The 21,957-nt window shown below is 67.4% G+C and carries 21 protein-coding genes; 8 read left to right on the top strand and 13 right to left on the bottom strand.

Annotated elements, in window-relative coordinates; translation table 11 throughout:
* Positions 1-376: 376 nt before the first annotated feature.
* The 6 genes from ACFPJ1_RS43040 to ACFPJ1_RS43015 are packed head-to-tail and all read right to left on the bottom strand — an operon-like array spanning position 377 to position 3,031.
* Entirely contained in the window at positions 377-814 is a 438-nt protein-coding gene (locus tag ACFPJ1_RS43040; protein ID WP_380112230.1) for an enolase-like domain-containing protein, read from the bottom strand.
* Between the two features lie 55 nt (positions 815-869).
* Entirely contained in the window at positions 870-1,289 is a 420-nt protein-coding gene (locus tag ACFPJ1_RS43035; RefSeq protein WP_380112229.1) for a cupin domain-containing protein, read from the bottom strand.
* Positions 1,270-1,602 carry a sec-independent translocase gene (locus ACFPJ1_RS43030; RefSeq protein ID WP_380112228.1) on the bottom strand — a complete coding sequence of 111 codons (333 nt, stop codon included), beginning with the start codon at positions 1,600-1,602 and terminating at the stop codon, positions 1,270-1,272. The genes ACFPJ1_RS43035 and ACFPJ1_RS43030 overlap by 20 nt, the downstream gene beginning before the upstream one ends.
* A 1-nt stretch (position 1,603) precedes the next feature.
* Positions 1,604-2,395 carry a twin-arginine translocase subunit TatC gene (gene tatC / locus ACFPJ1_RS43025; RefSeq protein WP_380112227.1) on the bottom strand — a complete coding sequence of 264 codons (792 nt, stop codon included), beginning with the start codon at positions 2,393-2,395 and terminating at the stop codon, positions 1,604-1,606.
* Between the two features lie 9 nt (positions 2,396-2,404).
* Entirely contained in the window at positions 2,405-2,656 is a 252-nt protein-coding gene (locus tag ACFPJ1_RS43020; protein ID WP_380112226.1) for a twin-arginine translocase TatA/TatE family subunit, read from the bottom strand.
* A gap of 27 nt (positions 2,657-2,683) precedes the next feature.
* Positions 2,684-3,031 carry an alpha/beta fold hydrolase gene (locus ACFPJ1_RS43015; protein WP_380112225.1) on the bottom strand — a complete coding sequence of 116 codons (348 nt, stop codon included), beginning with the start codon at positions 3,029-3,031 and terminating at the stop codon, positions 2,684-2,686.
* A gap of 53 nt (positions 3,032-3,084) precedes the next feature.
* Between ACFPJ1_RS43015 and ACFPJ1_RS43010 the strand changes: the two genes are divergently transcribed.
* Together ACFPJ1_RS43010 and ACFPJ1_RS43005 are read left to right on the top strand one after the other, a co-directional pair.
* Entirely contained in the window at positions 3,085-3,948 is an 864-nt protein-coding gene (locus tag ACFPJ1_RS43010; protein WP_380112224.1) for an alpha/beta fold hydrolase, read from the top strand.
* 455 nt (positions 3,949-4,403) lie between these two features.
* Positions 4,404-5,009 carry a hypothetical protein gene (locus tag ACFPJ1_RS43005; protein ID WP_380112223.1) on the top strand — a complete coding sequence of 202 codons (606 nt, stop codon included), beginning with the start codon at positions 4,404-4,406 and terminating at the stop codon, positions 5,007-5,009.
* Between the two features lie 216 nt (positions 5,010-5,225).
* Here ACFPJ1_RS43005 and ACFPJ1_RS43000 read toward each other — a convergent pair whose 3' ends face one another.
* Positions 5,226-5,900, bottom strand: coding sequence for a helix-turn-helix transcriptional regulator (locus tag ACFPJ1_RS43000; RefSeq protein ID WP_380112222.1), 675 nt, complete (start codon positions 5,898-5,900; stop codon positions 5,226-5,228).
* 138 nt (positions 5,901-6,038) lie between these two features.
* Between ACFPJ1_RS43000 and ACFPJ1_RS42995 the strand changes: the two genes are divergently transcribed.
* The 5 genes from ACFPJ1_RS42995 (at position 6,039) to ACFPJ1_RS42975 (ending at position 14,422) form a co-directional block, all read left to right on the top strand.
* The gene (locus tag ACFPJ1_RS42995; protein ID WP_380112221.1) at positions 6,039-6,998 is read left to right on the top strand and encodes a zinc-binding dehydrogenase; all 960 of its coding nucleotides are present in this window, start codon (positions 6,039-6,041) and stop codon (positions 6,996-6,998) included.
* Positions 6,999-7,092: 94 nt separating this feature from the next.
* Positions 7,093-9,375 carry an ATP-binding protein gene (locus ACFPJ1_RS42990; protein WP_380112220.1) on the top strand — a complete coding sequence of 761 codons (2,283 nt, stop codon included), beginning with the start codon at positions 7,093-7,095 and terminating at the stop codon, positions 9,373-9,375.
* Between the two features lie 168 nt (positions 9,376-9,543).
* Positions 9,544-10,026 (top strand): hypothetical protein, encoded by a 483-nt coding sequence (locus ACFPJ1_RS42985; protein WP_380112219.1) that lies wholly within the window; start codon positions 9,544-9,546, stop codon positions 10,024-10,026.
* A gap of 60 nt (positions 10,027-10,086) precedes the next feature.
* Complete coding sequence (locus ACFPJ1_RS42980; RefSeq protein ID WP_380112218.1) at positions 10,087-11,325, top strand: serine hydrolase domain-containing protein; 1,239 nt, start codon at positions 10,087-10,089, stop codon at positions 11,323-11,325.
* A 274-nt stretch (positions 11,326-11,599) separates the two neighbouring features.
* A complete protein-coding gene (locus ACFPJ1_RS42975; RefSeq protein WP_380112217.1) occupies positions 11,600-14,422 on the top strand; it encodes a beta-N-acetylhexosaminidase in 2,823 nt (940 codons plus the stop codon).
* A gap of 74 nt (positions 14,423-14,496) precedes the next feature.
* Here the strand turns inward: ACFPJ1_RS42975 and ACFPJ1_RS42970 are convergent, their stop codons facing one another.
* The 6 genes from ACFPJ1_RS42970 to ACFPJ1_RS42945 form a co-directional block, all read right to left on the bottom strand.
* Entirely contained in the window at positions 14,497-15,378 is an 882-nt protein-coding gene (locus ACFPJ1_RS42970) for an alpha/beta fold hydrolase (RefSeq protein ID WP_380112216.1), read from the bottom strand.
* A 67-nt stretch (positions 15,379-15,445) separates the two neighbouring features.
* Positions 15,446-15,835, bottom strand: a complete 390-nt coding sequence (locus ACFPJ1_RS42965; RefSeq protein WP_380112215.1) for a GlcG/HbpS family heme-binding protein — start codon at positions 15,833-15,835, stop codon at positions 15,446-15,448.
* Between the two features lie 47 nt (positions 15,836-15,882).
* Complete coding sequence (locus ACFPJ1_RS42960; RefSeq protein WP_380112214.1) at positions 15,883-16,734, bottom strand: enoyl-CoA hydratase/isomerase family protein; 852 nt, start codon at positions 16,732-16,734, stop codon at positions 15,883-15,885.
* Positions 16,735-16,829: 95 nt separating this feature from the next.
* A complete protein-coding gene (locus ACFPJ1_RS42955; protein WP_380112213.1) occupies positions 16,830-17,663 on the bottom strand; it encodes an alpha/beta fold hydrolase in 834 nt (277 codons plus the stop codon).
* Between the two features lie 161 nt (positions 17,664-17,824).
* Positions 17,825-18,289, bottom strand: a complete 465-nt coding sequence (locus tag ACFPJ1_RS42950) for a VOC family protein (RefSeq protein WP_380112212.1) — start codon at positions 18,287-18,289, stop codon at positions 17,825-17,827.
* A 157-nt stretch (positions 18,290-18,446) separates the two neighbouring features.
* Entirely contained in the window at positions 18,447-21,227 is a 2,781-nt protein-coding gene (locus ACFPJ1_RS42945) for an AAA family ATPase (RefSeq protein ID WP_380112211.1), read from the bottom strand.
* 550 nt (positions 21,228-21,777) lie between these two features.
* Here ACFPJ1_RS42945 and ACFPJ1_RS42940 point away from each other — a divergent pair.
* Positions 21,778-21,936, top strand: coding sequence for a hypothetical protein (locus tag ACFPJ1_RS42940; protein ID WP_380112210.1), 159 nt, complete (start codon positions 21,778-21,780; stop codon positions 21,934-21,936).
* The last annotated feature ends 21 nt before the right edge of the window (positions 21,937-21,957 follow it).

Below are 21,957 nucleotides of genomic sequence, written 5' to 3'. Positions count from 1 at the left end.
TGGCGCAGGTGCGCGCCGACTGGGACGGTGGGCTGGCCGAGGCGCGGCGCTTCCTGGACGGTTCCGATGAGTGAACCCGAGGTACTGTCGCCTGCCGACCCCTCACGTTCCTTCGCCCATCCCCCGCTCAACTGGCGCGTCTCGAGTGCGACAAGCACCCGAGGGACAACAGCAGGCAGCCCTTTCCGCAGCGTACCTACATCGGTTGGCGCCTTCCCGCCGGTGCCGACTCGGTGCCACGCGCAGTCGCCGCCTTGGCCGCTCTCTTCCAGCATCATTCGCAACTCGGGCTGTTGTACGGCGTCCAACTCGGCCTGGCCCGCTCGAGTACGGCGTCGACCGCCTGCCGGACAGCGTGGCGGACGAGGTCGGGATGTCAGTAGGCGTCCAGGCTCGCGTAGCAGGGCAGATCGGCCTGGCCGCCGCCCAGGAGTCGGTGAAGCGGGGCGTCGGCGACCTTGCCCGCGATGTCCCACAGGGCGATGTCCACCGCCGACATGGCGTGGGTCAGGGGTCCCCCGCGTCCGAAGACGTGCAGCTTCTTCTGCACGTCGAGCATGAGCGGAACGATCCGCGAGGGGTCCTGGCCGACGCACAGCGGCGCGATGACGTCATCGATCGCCCGGCGTGTCACCGGAACCCCGGAGAATCCGAACGATTCGCCCCAGCCCTCCAGCCCCTGGTCGGTCGTCACCCTGGTCAGCAGTGTGTCCACCGCGTGCAGACCTTTCGGGCCCCAGGCGGAGGCCGCCGATTTGGGACCGGGCTTGAACGGAATGCGCAGCGGGAAGGTCTTGATTTCAGCGATGATCACGTTGGCTCCAAACCTCGCCGACTTTGCGGGCTGACGGCAAAAGCCAGGAAACACCTCAGGTCTTCCGCGGATCGTTTCGGGAGTCGACATAATCCAAGGAAATCGGACCGATCGCGGTTACCTGCGTCACGTACTCGCCGGATTTCGCCCAGTGGAAGTGGGAGGTTCCGCCCGGCAGCACGACCACGGCGCCCGGCGGGTACGCCTCCAGCTCGTTCTCGTCGAACTCGTCACCGCGGCCGATGTAGAAGACGCCGGAGATGACCGTGTAGACCCGGTCCTCGTGGTGCCGGTGCGGCATCAGCCTCTCGCCGGCGGGCAGCTTGACCCGGACCACGTACGGCTCGGGCTCCGGCGGCTTGCCCACCATGACGGCGAGGCGGGCCGCAGGCGGGAACCCCGGAAACGGCTGCCAGTCGATGTCCTCGTGCAGAACCGACCTGAAGACGTCCTGGTCAACGTGGTGGGTGCTCATCAGTGCTGACTCCTTCGTGGTCGTAGGGCGTCGCGTCGGCGGGGCTCTTCTTGCGTACTTCGGGCTGCTCATCCATGCCGTCGAGGAGACGTTTGCGGACGAAGGTGCGAGGGTCGAGCTCCCGGACGTCCAGATTTGCGAAGTCCGGTCCCAACTCCTCGCGCAGATCTCGTTGCGCGTTGGCGACGATGGAGCGCACCTGACCCAGCAGACGGGCCGCAGTACGGGCGAACTCCGGCAGCCGGTCCGGGCCGAACACAAGTACCGCAACCAGACCAATCACCAGCAACTCGGGGATCCCGATGTCGAACACGTCAGACCTCCTCGGCCTTGCGGGCCTTCCGCTTGTCGTTGATCTTGGCGATCACCTCGGCGGCGAAGAACAGCAGACACATCGGGATCGCCAGCAGACACATCGTGAACGGGTCACCCGACGGCGTCGCGACCGCGGCGAACACGAAGATCACCAGCACGATGTACGGCCGGAACTTGCCCAGCACCGAGGCCGGCACCACGCCCACCATGTTCAGCAGCACCACCACCAGCGGGATCAGGAACGCGATCCCGAACACCAGCATCGTCCGGATCACGAAGTCCAGATACTGCGGCAGCGTGATCAGGTTCTGGATGTCCATCGGGGTGAACCCGATCAGGATCTCCAGACCCTTCGGCAGCGTCCAGTACGCCACCGCCATACCGCCCACGAACAGCGGCGTGGCGATCGCGGAGAACAGCATCGCCCACTTGCGCTCGTTGCGGTGCAAACCGGGCGCGATGAACGCCCACAACTGGTACAGCCACACCGGGCTGGCCAGGATCAGACCGAACAACGCCGAGATCTTGATCTTGAACGTCAACGCGTCACCGACACCGGTGAAGGTCAGGATCGGCTTCAGGTTCTGCTCGGCGGCCAGCTCCTTGACGCTGGTGTCGAACGGCTTCTGCAACAAGTCGAGCGCCCAGTTGTAGAAGATCCAGCCGACGACCGCGCCCAGCACGATCGCGAGCACACACTTGAGCAACCGGTTGCGCAGCTCGGTGATGTGCTCGCGCAGACTCATCCGACCGGCGTCCTCCTCCACCGGATCGAGCTGCTCGATACTCATCAGGGTCATCTAGCCGCGGTCGTCTGGGAGAGGCTCCGCCGACAGTTGCCCGTCCGTACTGCGCTCCGCCGGCCTCGCGTCCACACCGAGCTCAGCATCCGACTTCTTGCCGTGGGACCCGACTTCGTCTTCCCAGATCTTCTTCGACTTGCCGAGCTGCCTCACCAGTGCCGGCAGCTTGGCCGACCCGAAGAGCAGCACGACGATCGCGAGGATGACGAGCCACTCCGCGCCCTGGGGCATACCGAGAAGTGTCAGCATGACGTCTCCTGTTCCTTGATTGACGGGTCAGTGATGACCCGGTAGCCGAGCTGCTAGCGCCGCGCGAAGCTGTCCGACGCGCATGACCGCGTCCGCGAAGGCTTTCGGTGCCTCCTGCGGAACGTTGTGACCGACTGGCAGCGTCTGGTGTTCGTAGCGGCCGGTGAACTTGGATCGGTAGGCGGAGCCGTCACCTGCCGGCGTAAACGGATCGTCGGCGCCGTCGATGGTGATCGTGGGCACGCCGATGACCGGGGCTTGCTGGAGCTGCTTCTCGATCCGTGCGTACCGGGGTTCTCTCGGGGCCAGGCCGAGTCGCCAGCGGTAGTTGCCGATCGGGGACCATTCGGGAGCCTGGCACCTTGAGTCGCCCACCGGCGCGGCGTTGCGATGTTCGGCAAGTTCGCTGGGCTCCTAGGATATCTGTTGTGGAGCGACTCGAAGTGTCCGGTGGCCGGATCCTGGAGTACCTGGTCGAGGGGCCGACCGGAGCGCAGGCTCTGGTGATGCACCACGGCACGCCCGGTGTCGCGATTGTCCTGGAGCCCGTTGCCGAGGCTGCTGCGCGGCACGGGATGCGGTTTGTCACGCATAGTCGACCGGGCTATCGCGACAGCAGCCCGCACCCGGGTCGCCGGGTGGCCGACGTGACGGATGACGTGGCCGCGCTGCTCGACGCTGTCGGAGCTGACGACTTCGTCACACTCGGCTGGTCGGGTGGCGGCCCGCACGCACTCGCCTGCGCGGCCTTGCTGCCAGACCGGTGCCGAGCTGCCGCGATCGTCGCAGGCGTGGCGCCGTACAACGCCGAAGGGCTCGACTGGCTCGACGGCATGGGCGAGGAGAACATCGCCGAGTTCGGGGCGGCGGCGACCAGCACCGAAGCCCTCGACAGGTTCCTCGCCGAGGCGAGCGCGGGTCTGAAAGATGTCCAGCCCGACGACGTCATCGCCGCGTTCGGCGACCTACTGTCCACCGCCGACCACACGGCCCTGCGCGACGGCCTCTCCGACTACCTGGCCGAGTCCTGCCGTGCTGCCGTCTCGCGCGGGTACGACGGATGGCGCGACGACGATCTCGCGTTCCTCGCCGACTGGGGCGTCGACCTGGCAAGCATCCAAGTACCCGTCTCGATCTGGCAAGGCGACCAGGACCGCATGGTCCCACGAGACCACGGCCGCTGGCTCGGCAACCACGTCGCCGGCGCAACCACCCACCTCGTACCGGGCGAGGGCCACTTGTCACTGATGAAAAACATCGACGCCATCGTGGCTCAACTCGCCAACGCCTGACCCTCGCGAACACCAGCAATCAGTGCCAACCAGGTCCCACACAAGCAGCCGCTGCCAGGTTCGAGTGATCGCTCACGCAGTTAAGTCCAAGCGTGTGGTTAAGGTGCGTGTCCCGCCTCGGACACTGAATTACGAAGGTTCAGGGAATCCCTGCGTGGACGGTCACGTACAGCGGACAACGAACACTGCCGCGGTGCCGACTCAGGCCGGCTCGGCCGGCATGTTGGCTCACTCCTGTCGCAATGCGACCACCAGCGGATTTCGTGCTCTGAGTTGCCAGGCATGGCGGGTACGGATCGTGACGGCTTGTTCGAGCGTTTGTTGGCCTTGCCCCTGGACTCGGTTCCGGTGAGGCGACCGAGTCGATCTCGGCGGTGCTGAGGACGACCAGGTCACCACTGGACGTGACTTCTTGCCAGCGAAGAGTGATCATGGAGGTACCTAGGGATGTGAGGGTGGTGGCAACTGATTTGCGACCCGGTATCAGGGTCGGCCTCGGGCTCGGCGGGCTCGCGCTCGTCGTTGTCGGGGTACTCCTCGCTTTCCGCGGCGCCAGCGATGTCACCGCCCTCGGATCGTTGCTCGTGGGCGCGGTCGTGGCTGTTACAGCCGCCAGCGGGCAGTTGCCCAAGGAGGTCGGGCTGCAACGCGTCACTTTCGGCGCCGACGATCGCAGCGCTCAGGCCTACCGGGAGGCCCTGTACGACGCAGTCCGGCAAGCACTCCCCGAGGTCGATCCGCCCAGCCGGGACAAGGACTGGCATCCCCGGCGGCCGACGTACTGGGTGGACGAGCTCCAGCTCCGGGTCGTCATTCGCTGGGCCCGCGATCGGTCGGTCCATCTCGATGTCTCGACGATCGAGTCAGACCTTTCCGGGACACGCGAGGCTGTCGCCGTACTGCTCATCACGAACGTGGACGAGATCGACGACCTCAGCGCCGCCGCCCGGTCGAGGGCGGGTGAACGGGCAGCCGTTGTGCGTTGGCGGTCGACCGAGGACAACGCCACGCTCCGGCACACCGCCCGCGGCCTCGGCGCACCGGACGGCCAATCGTCCTGACGCGCCGCTGCCTAGGCGCCCGCGAACAGCCTTCTCTCCTGGTTGGTCGGCGCCAGCGCGCCGTGCCGCGCGATGATCTCGGCCATAGAGGTCGAGTCAGTCGCATCGTCCCCGCTCAAACGTTGAGCGTGAGGCGTGTGGTCAAGGTGCGTGTCCTTCCTCGGACACGCACAGAGCCGCGAGCCCCAGGTCAGCGCCTTTTGTTGCCTCGGGCAGCTAGGGGTTTCGGTAGCGGCTCGGGGTAGTGCCGACGAGAGCGGTGAAGGCCGCGATGAAGCTGCTGGGGTTGGACCAGCCGCAGGCGTGGGCGATGTGGGTGGTGGTGTGACCGTCGGCCAGCAGGATCAGCGCGTGGTAGATGCGCACCTGGGTGCGCCACTCGTAGTACGTCATGCCGAGCTCGTCGTGGAAGAGGCGGCTGAGGGTGCGGGCGCTTGCGCCGATCAGGTGGCCGAGCTCGGCCAGCGACCGGTTGTCGTCGGGGTGGTCGTAAAGGACCTGCGCGACGGCTCGCAGGCGGTCGTCGCGTGGCTCCGGCAGGTGGAGTGACTGCTCGTGACTTTCGTGCAGCTCGTCGACGAGGACCCTGCGGAGGCGAGCTTCGGCGTCGCTGTGGTAGCTGCGATCACCGGTGAGCGCAAGGATCACCTCGCGGGCGAGATCCGAGACCGTGAACACGACTGGGTGGTCGGATACGCGACGGGCCATGGCCGTGGAGAGGAACACGATCCGCATGTCGGTCGTGCTGTGGGCCCGGTGGTAGTGCGTAAAGCCGGCTGGAGTCCACGCCGCGCGGTTGGCCGGGACGATCGACGTACCGCGCTCCGTGTGGACGGAAAGTACGCCGCGGGCGGCGTACACCAGGTGACCACGGGAGTGTGACTGAGGCACGCTGGCTCCGCCGGTCCGCCAGAGATGCACACCGCCGGACGGCAGCAATCGTGACGTCTCCGGGACTTGGCGGGCAACGGGCATGAGATGGCATCTTACCGGTGTCCAGCCACGCGTCCCGTCGGCGAGAGTGACCGCATGATGATGCGAGCTGTGGTGTGTGTACGCCCGGGTGGCCCCGAGGTGCTGGAGATTCGCAAGGTCCCGGTTCCAGCCGTTCGGGAAGGCTGGAGCCTGGTGCAGATCAAGGGCGCGGGGTTGAACCGCTCCGAGCTGAGAACCCGCCAAGGACACTCCCCCAGCGTCCGCTTCCCGCGCGTGCTGGGCATCGAGTGCGTCGGGATCGTGGCCGCCTCGACCGATTCACGGTTGCCGGAAGGCACGACGGTCGCGGCCGTGATGGGTGAGATGGGTCGCGATTTCGACGGTGGCTACGCGGAGTACGCCGTACTGCCGAACGCACTCCTGATGCCGATCACCACGGCGCTGCCCTGGGAGCTCTTCGCCGCGCTTCCCGAGGCCTACCTGACCGCGCAGGGGTCATTGGACGCGCTGGGCGTGGCGCCGGGTGACCGCCTGCTCATCCGCGGTGGCACCTCGTCCGTCGGAATGGCTGCCGCGACCATCGCGTCGGCCGCCGGCATCGAGACCGCCGCCACCACGCGCAGCCAAAACAAGCTCGCCACTCTGCAGAGCCGGTACGCGTTCCTCGACGACGGCCGATTGACCGCCGACGTCCACGCACTCTGGCCCAGCGGGCCGGACCACATCCTCGACCTGGTCGGTACCTGTACAGCGCTCGACTCGCTTCGCCTTGTTCGTCGCGGAGGCAGTGTCTGCATCTCGGGCTCGCTCAGCGGCTGGCTCATCCCTGACTTCGAGCCGATCGCGATGATCCCTTCCGGCACCAAGCTCACCTCGTTCCACAGCAAGGACGCCGTGGGCAACACCGCAGCGCTGCAACGCGTCGTGAACCAGGTCGAGTCCGGCGCGTACCAGACCACCATCGACCGCATCTTCTCTCTCGACGATCTGGCGGCCGCCCACCACTTTCTGGAGACCAACCAGGCAACCGGCAAGGTCATCATGGTCACCTAGCCGACCCTTTGTGCCTTCTTCTCTGCTGCCCTCGGCCGGCGGCTGGTGGGCGGCTCTAGAATCGGCGGCTGAGACTGGAGAAAGGCTGGTCTGGGTGCGCGAGGAATTGGCGGAGTCGTTACGACAGCTGCGTGATCTGACCGGACGGAGCCTCCGCGGACTCGCCCGCGACATCAATGCCAGCAGTTCCTCGCTATCCCGCTACTTCTCCGCTCAGGCCGTGCCGCCCTGGCCGACCGTGGTGGCGCTCTGCAAGGCAGCCGGACGTGACCCGAGGCCACTGCGTGAGGTGTGGGAGCGCGCCAAGGACGGACCGCAGACGGATCCGCCTGCCACTCCGCCAGTCCGCAACGACCTGCCGCATGACATCACCGCCTTCACCGGGCGCCGGGCGGAGCTGGACGCCCTACTCTCTGCGGCGCGGCACACATCTGTGGTGGCGATCGACGGCATGGGCGGCGTGGGTAAGTCCGCGTTGGCCGTGCAAGCCGCCCATTTGCTGACCGCCGACTTCCCCGATGGACAGCTCTACCTGGACCTGCACGGGTTCACTCCAGGCCGGGAGCGGGTCGAGTCCGAGGAGGCGCTGCGGGTGCTGCTGGTGGCGCTCGGAGTGCAACCCGGCAGGATCCCTGACGGGGTCGCCGAGCGGGCCGCGCTGTGGCGGTCGGAGCTGGCGACGCGGCGTGCGATCGTACTGCTGGACAACGCCGCGGACGCCGAGCATGTGCGCGAGCTGCTGCCCGGAGCCGGCCAGACCTTCGTAGTGATCACCAGCCGCCGACGGATGGTGCAACTGGACGGTGTCCAGCCGATCTCGTTGGACGTCCTGCCTGCCCAGGACGCGGCACAGTTGTTCGTCGAGTCCGTGGGAGGGAGCCGCCTCGGTGACGTCGACGAGGTACTGCGGCGGTGCGGGAACCTGCCGCTGGCCATCCGGGTGGCCGCCGCGCGGCTGCGGCACCGGCCTTCCTGGACGGTCGACACTCTGGTGGAACGGCTGCGCGAGCGCGAGTTGGCGGTGTCGGACGTGTTCGAGATGTCGCTGCGGCAGCTCGACTCCGCACAGCGGCGGATGTTTCGGCTGCTCGGGCTGGTGCCGGGCGAGGACATCGACGCGTACGGCGCGGCCGCCCTGGCCGGGATCCCGCTGGCCAACGCCCGGTCGCTGCTGGAGGACCTGGTCGACGTTCACCTGGTCCAGGAGCCGGCACCCGGCCGGTACCGGATGCACGACCTGCTGCGGCAGACCGCTCGCGCCGACGACGCCGAAGCCGACCCGGTGCCGGCGATCGCCCGGCTCGCCGACTACTACTTGAGCGGCATGCTGGCCGTCAAAGAGCTCGCCGGGAGTCTCATTCCGCTGCCGGTGATCGTGACGCAGCGGCCTCCCGCACTACCCGACCTGTCAGCCGTCCACCAGGCCGTCGACTGGATGGACACCGAATTGGCGAACCTCACGGCGACGTTCTCGCTCGCGTTGGAGCTGCGCATCGACGCTCCGGCGGTCGGACTCGCCCAGCTCGCCACGATTACCCACGCGCGACGTGGTGGCGCGGTGCGACTGGGCCGCGCACTCGAGGACAGCAGGTCCGCCGCCGAACGGCTCGGCCAGCGCCGTCTGCTCGCCTCGCACCGATACCTGCTGGGCGCCGTGCTGTTGCGCATCGGCCGGCTGGCTGAGGCGGTGCCGGAGCTCGAAGCCGGCCGGGTACTGCTGGCCGCGGAGGGCGACATCGTCGGTGAAGCCCTTGCGCTCCTGCAACTGGCAGAGATCCGGAGGTACACCGCCGACGCCGCCGGTGCCGCCGTACTCCTGCGTGAGGCGACCGGGCTGCTGCCACCGCGCGAGGCCGCCACTCGCGTACAGGTGTGGTGCGGTCTCGGCCGGGCGCTGGTGGAGCTCGGCGAGTACGACGAGGCTCGCGCGGTCGTCGCGGAAGTGCTCGAGGTCGCGCGCGGGCTGGACCAGCAGTCGGAGCGCGCGTGCCTGGAGGTGCTCGGCCGGGCGGCACTCGCCCAGGGTGACACCCGGGCCGCTCTCGACCTCGCCGAGCAGGCCGTCGCGCTCAACCGGTCGACCCGCCATCCAATCTTCGAGGCGACCAGCCTCACGGACACCGCCATCGCCCTGCGACACCTTGGCCGCGTCGAGGAGGCGTCGGCCCGGTACGCCGAGGCCGCGCGGATCCTTGACCGGGTCGGCGAGCCACATCGGCTGGTGCGCATCAGCCTGCCGTATGCGGAGGCGTGCCTGGTCACCGGCGACGCGGACTCGGCTGAACGGCACTTCGAGACGGCGCTCGAGCTCTCCACCGCGCACGGCCTCGACTATCTCGTGGCGGCGTCGCGTGCCGGTCTGGCCCGGGTGTCCTGAGCCTGTCCCAGGGACAACACGGGTGTCCCGTCCCGTCCCGGGACAGCCGTCCAACGGCCGTCGGGCGGAGAAATCGCGCAGGTCAGCCCAGTCTCGACGCGATGTCCCGTGTCCCGGAGAGGCTCGCGTGGATTGTGTCCGGGCCGCCACCGCGCCGAGGCTTCTGCCATGCACACGAACCCTTCCCTGCTCGCAGAACTGGATGCGCTGCCCGCCCGGTGGGAAGTGCAAGGGACGGTCGCCGCGCGGGCCTCGGCGGTCGCCGAGCTCCTGCTCGCCGTCAAAGCGGGGCGGGTCGGCGATGACAACCTGCTGGTACTGGCCAGGGCTTCGGCTGCACGGCAGGGAGCGATGACCGTGGTGGCCGGTTCCGACGCCGGCGTTTACCGCGCTGACCTCGCCGGACCGATCGAGCCAGCGGAGATCCAGGTCGACGCGGCCCGGTCCACGCTCGCAGTACAGAGCTGGTACGCCGGGACGTACACCGCCACGGCCTGCCCCGAGGGAACCCGGGTGACCCATCGCGTCCACCGAGTGCTGCCCGACCACCCGGGGTTCGCGGCCGGGATCGCCGAGCTCGGCCTGCGGGCCCGCATGGCGCGCGATCTGCGCCAGGTGCTGGCTGTGATCGCCGACCGGCTCGGCTGCTGACCATCCGTCACGACTACCGCGTTCCACCATCCGTCCGTTCGAGTCAAGGAGCACACCACCATGTCCATCACCGCTACCGACCAGCACCGCGGCTTCTCCGAAGCCGGGCTGCGCAGGCTGCGCGAGGCGCTCGCCCGGCATGTCGATTCCGGGCGGATCCCCGGCCTGGTCGCCCTGATCAGCCGGGGTAACGAGACGCACGTCGAAGCGATCGGGACGATGCGTCACGACGGCGGCGCACCGATGCAGCGGGACACGATCTTCCGGATGGCCTCGACCTCCAAGCCGGTCGCAGTCTCGGCGGCGATGGTGCTGCTCGACGAGTGCCGGCTGCGCTTGGACGACACGGTGGATCCGTGGCTGCCCGAGCTCGCCGACCGCCAGGTGTTGAAGCGACTCGACGGCCCGCTCGACGACGTCCTACCGGCCAAGCGGCCGATCACCGTCCGGGACGTCCTGACATCCACCTTCGGCCTCGGTATGGACATGACGGTGCTGGGCACTCCGATCATGGGCGCGATCTTCGAGCAGGGCATCACGCCCAACCTGCCGGAACCGATGCCCGAGCAGGACGAGTGGATGCGCCGGCTCGGCACGCTGCCACTGATGCACCAGCCCGGAGAGCGCTGGCAGTACCAGATCAGCAGCGACCTGCTGGGCGTGCTCGTCTCCAGGGTCGCGGGCCAGTCGTACGAGGAGTTCCTGCGCGAACGCATCTTCGGCCCGCTGGGCATGAAGGACACCGGGTTCCACGTGACTGCGGACCAGCTGCATCGGCTGCCTCCGCTGTACGCCCCCGACCCGCAGACCGGTGAGTTCCACGTCTGGGACGAGGCCGAAGGCGGCCGTCACAGCACGCCTCCGGCGTTCCAGGGCGGTGGCGGCGGGCTGAACTCCACCGTCGACGACTACCACGCCTACTTCCGGATGCTGCTGAACCACGGCCTGCACGGAACCGAGCGGATCCTGTCCCGGCCCGCCGTCGAGCTGATGACCACGAACCGCCTCACGCCCGAGCAACTCGTTGCCCGAGAGGCCATGGGCCGCGACAACGTCCACATCTCGTTCGGTCAGGGGCAGCACGGCGGCTGGGGTTTCGGGATGGCGGTGCGCACCTACCGCGGCGACTACGCGCCCATCGGACAGTTCGGCTGGGACGGCGGGAGCGGTACCTCGTCGTACGCCGACCCGAATAACCAGCTCGTCGGGCTTCTGCTCACCCAGGTCGGGGCGTCCACCGCGGATTCGACGCGACTCCTGCACGACTTCTGGACCACCGTCTACCAAGCACTCGCCTAAGCAGGAGGCCGGCCGGACGACGGTCCGGCCGGCCTCACGTCCTCCTCCGCGACGGCGACTATTGCCGTGTGGCAAGTAAGAGTGGAAAATCGCCGTACGGTCGCCCTCGACGTCCGCGTGACACCGCCCTGCACCGGTAAGGAGTGACGTGAGATTCCCTTTCTTGTCGCCTAAATCTGAGGGGAGACCGGCCGCAGGCCATCGGTCTCGACCTCGCGCTGTCCCTGCTCTGACAATCGGCGCGCTTGTCGCCACCGCTCTGGTCCCACTGGCAATGGGACAGGCTTCCGCCGGCGCATCCACGACGCCTGCCGATGCCCCCGAGAGCGTCAACCTCGCCCTCCTGCCGGGCGCGGTCGCCTCCGCCAAGTCCCAACGCCTCACTGCACCCGCAGCGACGTACGCACCCGCCAACGCGACCGACGTGTTCGTGCACAACGGATGGACCTCGAACTACGCGTCGGTCGGCAGCGGCTACGACCCGACCCAGGACTGGTTCCAGGTCAAGCTGGCCACACCCGCCCCGGTCTACGAGGTGTTCAGCCGCTGGACCTCGCCGGCCAAGCCGACGGAGTACGACCTGCAGGTCTCGACGGACGCCGACTGCCAGACCTGGTCGACGGTCAACCACGTGGTGAATCCGAGCGACAAGGATTCCCAGGTGATCGATCGCAAGGACCCGATCTCGTGTGTCCGGATGCAAGCCCTGGCCACGACGTCCACCATCGGGTACACGATCAACGAGTTCGAGATCTGGTCCGGCCCCAAGCCGGCACCGGTCGTCGGGCAGATCATTCCCGTGCCGGTGCAGCAGACGCCCGGCACCGGTCAGCCGTGGGAGCTCACGGACAAGTCCCGGATCGTCGTCTCCAGCAGTGCCCTCGCCGCCACCGCTGAGGTCCTCGCCGGTTACCTGCGGCCGGCCACTGGGTTCGTACTCCCCGTGGTGACAGGTTCCGCCACGGCATCCGACGTCGCGCTTAGCCTCGGGTCGGTGTCCGGCCTCCCAGCCGATAAGGCGGCCGAGGGCTACTCCCTCGCGGTGTCGAGTGCGGGCGTGAAGATCGTCGCCCCGCAAGCACATGGCCTGTTCAACGGCTTCGTGAGCCTTCGACAGCTGTTGCCAGCGGCAATCAACTCGTCTACTGCCGGCGTGGGGCCGTGGACAGCACAGCCCATCACGGTCTTGGACTACCCGCGCTATGAGCATCGAGGTCTTCAGCTCGACCCTGCCCGCAACTTCATGACTGTTGCCGAGATCCGCTCCATGATCGACCAGCTGGCAGCGTTGAAGGGCGACCGGCTGCACCTGCACCTGAGCGACTCCCAGTCCTGGCGCCTGGAGATCAAGGGCTACCCGGCTCTGGACGGCACCGGGTGCAACGGATCGGGCTGTATCGCGGGCTTCTACACGCAAGACGACTTCAAGGGCCTGGTCAAGTACGCGGCCGACCGGTTCATCGAGATCGTCCCAGAGCTGGAGGGTCCGGCCCACGCTACGGCGGCGGTCAGATCCCTGGGCGGCGTCGCCGTCATGGGTTGCCAGGGCCAGACCCAGACCGACCGGTTCTGCACCAACCCGAACGACCCGGCGAGTGAGCGGGCGCTCGCGTTCTGGCGAGACGCGATCGCACAGCTTGCCGCGATCTCTCCCGCACCGATCATCCACATCGGCGGCGACGAGGCCATCGGGATGCCCCACGAGGACTACAAGTGGTGGATCGGACAGATGGAGACCATCGTCGACGCCGCCGGCAAACGCATGATGGGCTGGAACCCGGCACTCGAGGGCTACGCACCGGGCTCGACCTCCATCAACCACTACTGGTCCGACTACACCGGCGGTGGCCCCCCGCTGATCAAACCCGAGTGGTTCAACCAGGGCCGCGACGTCATCACGACCCCGGAATGGAATGCGTACCTCGACTTCGGGTACGACGGTTCGCCCGGCCGAACGCCGCGAACCGAACTCGACAAGGCGTACTCGTGGGACCCGGAATGGGTGTACGAGAAGTACCGCTCCGTCTGGGCGCAACCGGCGTACGGCGGACCGAAGGCGGAGGACATCATCGGCATCGAGGCGCCCATCTGGGGCGAGCAGATGCGTGGGCTGGCCACGAACGAGTACATGGTCTTCCCGCGGCTGGCCGGCATCCTGGAGAAGGCCTGGTCTCCCAAGGTGCTCACCCAGGACTACGACGCGTATCGCCAACGGCTCAGCGTCGCCGGACCCCGGTGGGCCTTCGGAGGCGTGAACTTCGCCTCCATCGCCCAGGTCACCTGGAGTCCGGAGGCGATGGGCACGGTCACCCGCTTCGGCGTAGACAGGACCCTGAGCAATGCACCTCTGGGACGTCTGGCCGCCGGCTCGATTCCGCCTGGTGAGTTCACCGCCATGATCGATTGGGGCGACGGATCGCCGGCCGAGGCCGCCGGTATCGCAGCACGCGATTACGTGGCGAGCCAACGTCAGGGCAGAAGCCTGATGACCGTCAGCGGGAGCCACACCTACCCGGCGGACGGGGTGTATCACGGGACTGTCACCTACAGCCGTCAGGGCCAGACCTGGGTCGTGCCGTTCGTCGCGACCGGCGTCCCCTCCTGTACGACGATGGTCACCGGGACGCACGAGGGTGCGTTGACCGTCTCCTCGGGCGTCACGTGCGTCGACGGCGCGACTGTCTCGGGACCCGTAACCGTGGCTGCGGGTGCCGGACTCTACGCATCCGGGTCTGAGATCCGCGGCCCGGTGACGGCGTCCGGGGCAGGCAACGTTCTGCTGTGTGGCACCACCGTGTCCGGGCCTCTCAGCGTGACCGGTAGAACCCGGGTCTGGCTCGGCAACAGCAACGGCGAGTGCGCGCCCGCGACGGTCGGAGGTCCGGTGAAGGTCAGCGGTTCAGTGGGCCAGGTGACGATCGACGGCGCCACCGTTGCCGGCCCGCTCGTCGTGCAGAACAACACCGGCTCGACGATCGTCTCCGGCAACCACATCAGCGGGCCGCTGTCCTGCACCGGCAACTCCCCCGCCCCGACCAACGCAGGCCAACCCAACACCGCGTCCGGCCCGAAGTCGGGCCAGTGCGCCGGACTCTGACAGCCGGTAGGTGAAGATGGCGGCCCTGCGCACTCGAGATGCGCAGGGCCGCCGACCACGTAAATACGCGCTTTTCAACGCCCCCGGCGCAGGAAATCGACGACCAGATCTGTCGTCGCCTGCGGCTGTTCTTCCGTGATCCAGTGCCCGCAATCCGGGATGATCGCATCTTCGACGTTGTCGGCGACACCCCTTATCACCGCGCCGATCAGAGGGCCGAAGGTAGCTTCGCCACCGAAGGCCAGGACCGGCATCTGAAGCTTGCCTTGCGCAAGGAACTTCCCGTTGTCGGCCGCATCCTGGCCGAACGCCAGGAACTGGGCGAAGCTCGCTCGCATTGCGCCGGGTTGCGCATAGAGCGCCGCATAATGCTGGCGCTTCGCTTCGTCGAACCGCTTCGGGTCCTGGGAAAGTTCGTTCCAGAAGCGGTCGAGATAGATGCGCTCGCGGCCGGCGACCAGGCGCTCCATGTCCTGGCCACCGAAGCCGAAGTGCCACATGGCCGGATCTTGTGTGATCTGATCCCAGGGTCCGATGCCGGGCAGCGGCGCATCGATCGCCACCCATCGGCTCACGCGCTCGGGGTGGGTGGCGGCAACTGCGAAGCCGACCATGACGCCGATGTCGTGCGTCACCAACTCGGCCGTACGCACACCCAAGGCGTCCAGGACGCCTATCACGTCCGCCGCCTGATTCTCCTTGTCGTAGCCGCCATCAGGCTTCGACGACAGGCCCAATCCACGCAGGTCGGGCGCGACAACCATGTGATCTTCGATGAGCGCGCTCGCCAGATGACCCCACATGTCGCCCGTTGTGCCGAAGCCGTGCAGCATGACGACCGCCGGACCATGCCCGCCGACGCGTACGTGGATCTTGGCGCCGTTGGTTTCGATCTCACGCGACTGCATACCGGCCGGGAAGGGGTAGATGCCATCCTGATGTCCGTTGTCGTTCATCGCTTTACTCCAGGTTTGAAGGGAACATGGCTCCGACGGCGAGGACGGCCGGGGAATCGAGTTGCGCTCATCGCATCGCCGCTTCGACGATGGCAATGTCCTGCTCCGTCGTTCCGCCGCTGACTCCGACGCCGGCGATGACCTGGCCCTCGTTCGTGAGCGGCACGCCGCCGCCCATCGCGGAGTACCTACCGCCGGAGACGGCGAGGAGGGGATAGAGCTCCGCGCCTGGTTGCACGAGGGGGACGAGGTCAGCGGTGCGGATGCCGACGAGCGCGGACGTGTAGGCCTTTCGCTCGGAGAGCTCGAGGGAGAATGCGGGTGCTCCGGTGATGCGGTGGATGAGAACAACGTTGCCGTGGGTGTCGATGACGGTAACCGCGACGGGTACGTTTTGTTTCAACGACTCGGCCTCGACACGGTCAGCGATTTCCTTCGCAATGATGAGTAGGTCCATGATGTGGTAGTACTTCCTTTCAGAAAGTGATATACGCCGTTTGGATTTCAGCGCTCGCCCTCGAGGCCCAGGTGTCCCACGGAGAATCCGAGTCGATCTTCCGCGTCTCCAGGCTTCTGGAGCCCGTGCTCCAGGAGGGTCGTAATTCTTTCCTGCGCCGCAGGTCGCTTGACCGAGGCCATGCAGGCGTCCCAACTGGCTCTCATTTCGACGTCGGGCGGCAGGCTGGCTTCGTTGACGAGGCGCTTGGTGTTGGCGATCGCCCACTTGTCGAACGAGGCGATCCGGGTTGCGAGTGCGTCGACGAAACTGTCGAGCTCGGCATCCGGTAGCGCACGGTTCACGTAGCCGAGGAGCTCGGCATCGGGGCCTCGGATGTCGTCTGCGCTGAGGAGCACCTCGAGGGCCCGTGCCCGTCCCATGACCCGCGGCAATCGCGCCATGGGCCCGCCACCAGGGACGACGCCCACGCCCACTTCGAAGTGCGACAAGATCGCTTTCTCTCGACTCGCGAAGCTCATGTCGCAGGCGAGCGCGAGCTCACTGCCGTTTCCGGTCGCCCGACCCCGGATCAGCGCGATCGAAACGAACGGGGCGCGCGTCAGCCGGACCAGGATGTCGGGCCATGCCTCGAGTCCGGTCGGACCTTGCGGGATGCTCGTCAGGTCCTCGAAATTCGCCAGGAAGTCGGAGTGATTCAGAAAGAAGTCGTCGACGGCACTTTCGAAGACCATCACCTTCACCTGGTCGTCGTCCTCGAGCGTCGTGACGATCGCTCGCATCTGCGAAACGAATTCCGGACCCATGAGGTTGAGCGGCGGGTTGTCGAGTACGACTCGACAATAGGAAGGTGTCACTCGATCGAGCCTGACTTGCGGATCCTTCGTTGCTGAGTTCATCAGAACCTCTCGTGTGTTGGATAGAGACGAATCGTTGCGTTGTTCAGCGCGGACGAAATACGCGCCGCAGATCCCGTTCCCTGCAGAAGCGCGCCCTACTTGGCGAGGAAGGCGAGAAGGGCTTGGTTGACCTCGTCGGGGTGGGTCCAGGAGATGTTGTGCGGCCCACCTCCGACGGTCACGACCTCGAGGTCCTTGATCAGGCCGGGCAGCCGGGCAGCAGTGGCGGCGTACGGGAGGATTCGGTCGGCGTCGCCGTGGATCAGCAGTGTCGGTACGTCGATCTTGGGCAGGTCGCCGCGGAAATCGGTCAGCCAGGTGTCGACGCAGGCATACGCGGCGTACGGGGACGCGGTAATCGCGACGTTGAAGCTGTTCTGCCAGGCCTGCTCGCTGACTCTGGAGCCGCCGAGCACATCAAGGTTGTAGAAGCTGTCGAGAAACGCCTCGAGGTAGGCCGGCCGGTCCTTCACGATCGCGGACTTGATCTCGTCGAACACCGCTCCGTCGACCCCGTCGGGGTTGTCGCCGGCCTTGAGCAGGAACGGCGGGATCGCCCCTATCAGTACGGCCTTGGCAACCCGCGCCGAGCCGTAGCTGCTGAGGTAGCGGGTCACCTCGCCGGTGCCCATCGAGAAGCCGCAGAGCACCACGTCATCGACGTTCAGGCGCTGGAGCAGCGCGTTGAGGTCGGCGGCGAAGGTGTCGTAGTCGTAGCCGACCGTGGGCTGGCTGGACTTGCCGAACCCGCGCCGGTCGTACGTGATGACCCGGTATCCGGCCTGCAGCAGTGCTCGCTCCTGCTTCTCCCACGACGCGCCGTTGAGCGGGTAGCCGTGGATCAGCACGACCGGTTGCCCGGACCCGTGGTCCTCGTAGTGGATTTCGATCGGTGCGGTGTTCTCGGTTCCCACGGCGATGCGTGGCATGACAGTCTCCTTGTCTGCTGCTTGCTTTCCGCGCCCACCATCGCGTGCTGAGTGGCCGCACGGCGCCCGGCGCGGACCCCGGTGCGACCCCGGTCTGTGTTGGGGCCGAAGTCCGGCAAGAAGGCCCGGACGGTGCGGTCCGGGCCTTCTTTGATGCGGTATCAGACCCGGCCGGGGTGACGCGTCGTGACCTCCTGGACCAGCCACACATTGCCGTCAGGATCGTTGAACGAGCAGAACGATCCGTAGCTGGCGCGTTCCGGGTCAGGGCCGGGTTGCCGCGCCTCGACGGGGAACGCCGGGCCGTGCCACACGTCGACGACCTCGATGCCACGGCCGACGAGCTCCTTGTGGGCCGCCTCGATGTCGGAGACGACCAACGTCGCCTCCGCCGAGCCAGGCGCGGCCGTGGTGAGTCCGAGGCCGAACGTGATCGAGCACCCGGAGCCCGGCGGCGTGAACTGGACGACGCGAAGGCCGTCCATCGGGGCGACGTCGTCGTCGAGCCGCCACCCCAAGTCCTCGTAGAACTGCTTGGACCGATCGACATCGGAGACGGCGATGACATCGACCTCGAGGCGCATTTCGCCCTCGCCGATACCCGCGTCACTACTCGTAAAGCTCATGTTCGTTCTCTTTCTGATGTGTGTGCAGGGCCGACGGAGTCGGCCTCGCCCCGACACTCCCGTTTCGCCGCGGACCGCGCACCCGGTGAACCCCCCGGTCCGTGCCTGGTTCGCTCGCCGTCGACCGCAAACCAGAACGACCCCGGACCTGGGGACGCTAATCCTGCGCCGCGTCCAGCACCGCGTTGCGCAGGTCCCTGCGTGTACTGACGCCCAGCTTCATGAACACCCTCCCGAGGTGCCACTCGACGGTGCGGGCACTGAGGAAGAGACGGGTGCCAATTTCGGCGTTGGACAGGCCCTCGCGGGCGAGTCGTGCTATGTGGAACTCCTGGACGGTCAGGTCCTCTGTGGTCTCGACGCTCCGTCGGAGCGCCTTGCCGCCGGCCAGAGCGAGTTCTCGCCGAGCCCGCTCGGCAAAAGCGGTGGCCCCCATCGCGAACAGCGCGTCGTGAGCGGTGCGTAGCTGCTCCCTGGCCGTGATGCGCTGGCCGGCGCGTCGCAGCCACTCGCCGTACAAGAGCTGCCCGCGGGCCACCTCCATCCGAAGGCCGGCTCGATCCAGGTGACGGATCGACTCGCGGTGTGACGCGTCCTCGTCATGACCACCCAGCAACGCTCGAAGCCGGGCTTCGATACCCCGCGCCCAATCGGTGGGCGTGACACTAGCGCGCTCAGACATCCGCTCGAGCGCTGCCTCTACCAGCTTTGCGTCGCCGGTGCGTGAGGCCGCCTCAGCGAGCTCGGAGACAGCCATCAGCTGGTAGCCGCCCACAACATCGCGGTCGAAGACCTCGCGCGCGGCCGGCACTGCGAGGTCATGACGCCCGAGGCCGTTGTTCAGCACGGAGGTCGCGTAGTCGGCAAAGGTGACGATCCGTCCCTGGCCGAGTGACCAAGCCTCGCCCCGGACCGCCGCGATCGACCTCGCTGCCTGCTCATCGGGGCCGCGGAGCGCAGCGAGGAGCATCGCGGCGTAGCCGACCGGCGGGTTGCCGGTGATGCCGGCGACCATTCGGTCCTCTTCGACCAGCTCCGCGGCCTCGGTCACTTCCCCGGCAAGCAGCTTGTTGGCCGCGAGTACATTGACCGCAAACTGCAGCTGGACAAGCGCGCCGGCGTCACGGGCGCGCCGAACCTGCAGCTCGGCCAGCGCGCGTCCCGCCTCGAAATCCCACAGCTCGGTGGCGAGTATTGCCGTGACCCGGTTGCCGCCCAGCCACAGCAGTCGGCCGACGCCCTCGGCGCCTCCGTCGATGCCCTGCACGGCCGCTAGTGCTCGGGCAAGCGGTTCGGCGGCCGCCGCGTGGCCGTTGGTGAATCTGCTGGCCAGCGCATCGAGAACGCAGTCGACGGGTCGCACCCCCGCCCTCCGCGGCGGGGGTGCGACCCGCGCGGCAGCCGCAACGACGGTCGTCGCGTCGGGCGTGTCCGTCCCACTGCCCCAGATGGCGGCGGCCAGCGCATCCAGATACGTCTCGCGGGCCAGATCGCGGTCGAGCGACTCGAGACGCCGGGCGGCGTCCAGGAGCAGTGGCGCGGCTTCGGTGGCTCTCCGCTGGTCGAACAAGATCTGTCCGCGCAGGTGCTTCACCTCCGCAGCCCGCATCGCATCGACCGGACCACCCTCGACCGAGGCCAGGAGCCCGAGGGCAGCATCGAGGGCGCCACCATCGCGCTTGCGCCAAGAGGCGGCGAGCTCGCGTTCAGCCCGCCCGGCCGGTTCGGGTGTGAGACTTGCTGCTCGTTCCAGGAGAGCCGCGGCAGCCAGGAGACCGCCTCGAGACTGCGCTCGGCCGGCCGACTGTTCCAGCTCGACTGCGATCCCTTCGTCCGGCGCCAGCGTTGCCTGGGCCCGGTGCCATGCCCGCCGGTCGGGATCGACCTCGGCGACGGTGGCCTCGGCCAGCGCGCGATGTATCTCCTGACGCTCTTCAGGAGATGCGGAGCGGTATGCAGCCGCGCGCACCAAGGGATGGCGGAACCCGACCCGGGCTCCGAACGTGATCAACCCCGCCGTCTCGGCGGCGTGCGCGGCATTCGCGCTGATCCCCAGCATGCCCGCCGCCCGCCAGAGCAGCGTCGCGTCGCCGAGCGGCTCAGCTGCCGCGGCAATGAGCAGACGTCTGGTGTCGTCCGGGAGCGTCGAGAGCCGACGGAGAAAGCCTTGTTCGATGCGACTGGCCAACGGGACCGGGTTCGATTTCTCGAATCCCTCGGCGAGCTCCGCCGTCGTCCACGCGAGGGGCAACTCGAGCAGCGCCAGCGGGTTGCCGCGGGTCTCAGCGATGATCCGGTCACGGACGCGGGGATCTACCGGCCCTTTGACTACTGAGTCCAGCAGCCTGCCGGCATCCGCCTCGGTCAGGCCGTTGATCGTGAGCTCGGGCAAGCCGGCGAAATCCTGCTCATCGCTTGGCTCCCGCATCGACACCACGAGCGCTATCCGCTCGGCCACCAGCCGCCGGGCAACGAAAGCAATCGTCTGCGCTGAGACACGGTCCAGCCAGTGCACGTCGTCGATGAGGAGGATCAGCGGTCGCTGCTCGGCGCGATCGGCCAGCAGGCCAAGCACCGCGAGTCCGACCAGGAACCGGTCTGGTGCTTCCCTATCGGTCAGGCCGAAGGCGGTGCCGAGAGCGATGCGTTGCGGAGTGGGCAACCGGTCAAGTCGATCCAGGAACGGCGCGCAGAGCTGATGCAGCCCGGCGTAAGCGAGCTCGGTCTCGGCCTCGACGCCGGCCAACCGAGCGATACGGCACCCGGCCGCCCTCGTTTCAACGTAGTCGAGCAATGCTGTCTTACCGATTCCGGCCTCACCGCGCACGACGAGTACCTGGCTCTGCCCCGCCCGCGCGCCCGAGACAAGGCCGTCGAGGGTCGCGCATTCGCTGCGCCTGCCGAGCATCGCAGCCACACGATCGTGACGATCACGCATAGGTGAACCACGTCCAGCCGGTGCAGCCCCTGCAGATCAAAACCAAGTCCGAACAGCGTCGATCACGGTGCAGTTTCTCGTGTGCGTGCTGATCGCTGACCCTGGCGACACACCAGGTCTCGGACAGCGCCGTACCACGCCTTGGCGCGCATGTTCGAGTGCGGCCGGGTGAAAACCTGCACTTTCCGGATACTCCACTGGGCCAGTGTCAGCGACCGCGAAGACCTGGACCACGACCGAATAACTCTCTGCTGAGAGGCACTGCCTCCGACTGCGGGCGAGTGGCCCGTGGAGAGGTGACTGGGCAGGGTCGCCGTACCGCTAGCGTCTGTGGCTGAAGGCCATCAGTAACACGGCGAGCGTCACCCCACCTGCAGCGAAGGCAGGTCGCGGCGGCTTGCGCAGTACGTCGCGATCACCGTCGCTGCTGAGCACCGACCAGCGCGACCGAGCCGACAGCGCCGAGCCGACCGAGAGGACCGACCCGCCCGAGAAGGCAGACAGGGTCGAACCGACCGACGCGACCGACAGCGCGGAACCAACTGAGCCGATGCTCAGCACCGACCCCGCCGAGCCGATCGACAGAATCGACCCACGGCTCGCGATCGAGAGAAACGAATCTTCTGACCACAACGACAACCCGCCCATGCCCGGCATTGTGGCACGCACCCAAGCCGAGGCCTACACCCTCGCGACGGGCGTGACCTAACGTCCTTAGGAAGACACGTCC

The organism is Kribbella qitaiheensis (assembly GCF_042657745.1).
In the GTDB taxonomy this organism is placed as follows: domain Bacteria; phylum Actinomycetota; class Actinomycetes; order Propionibacteriales; family Kribbellaceae; genus Kribbella; species Kribbella qitaiheensis.
This window is presented reverse-complemented; position numbering and strand designations above follow the sequence as displayed.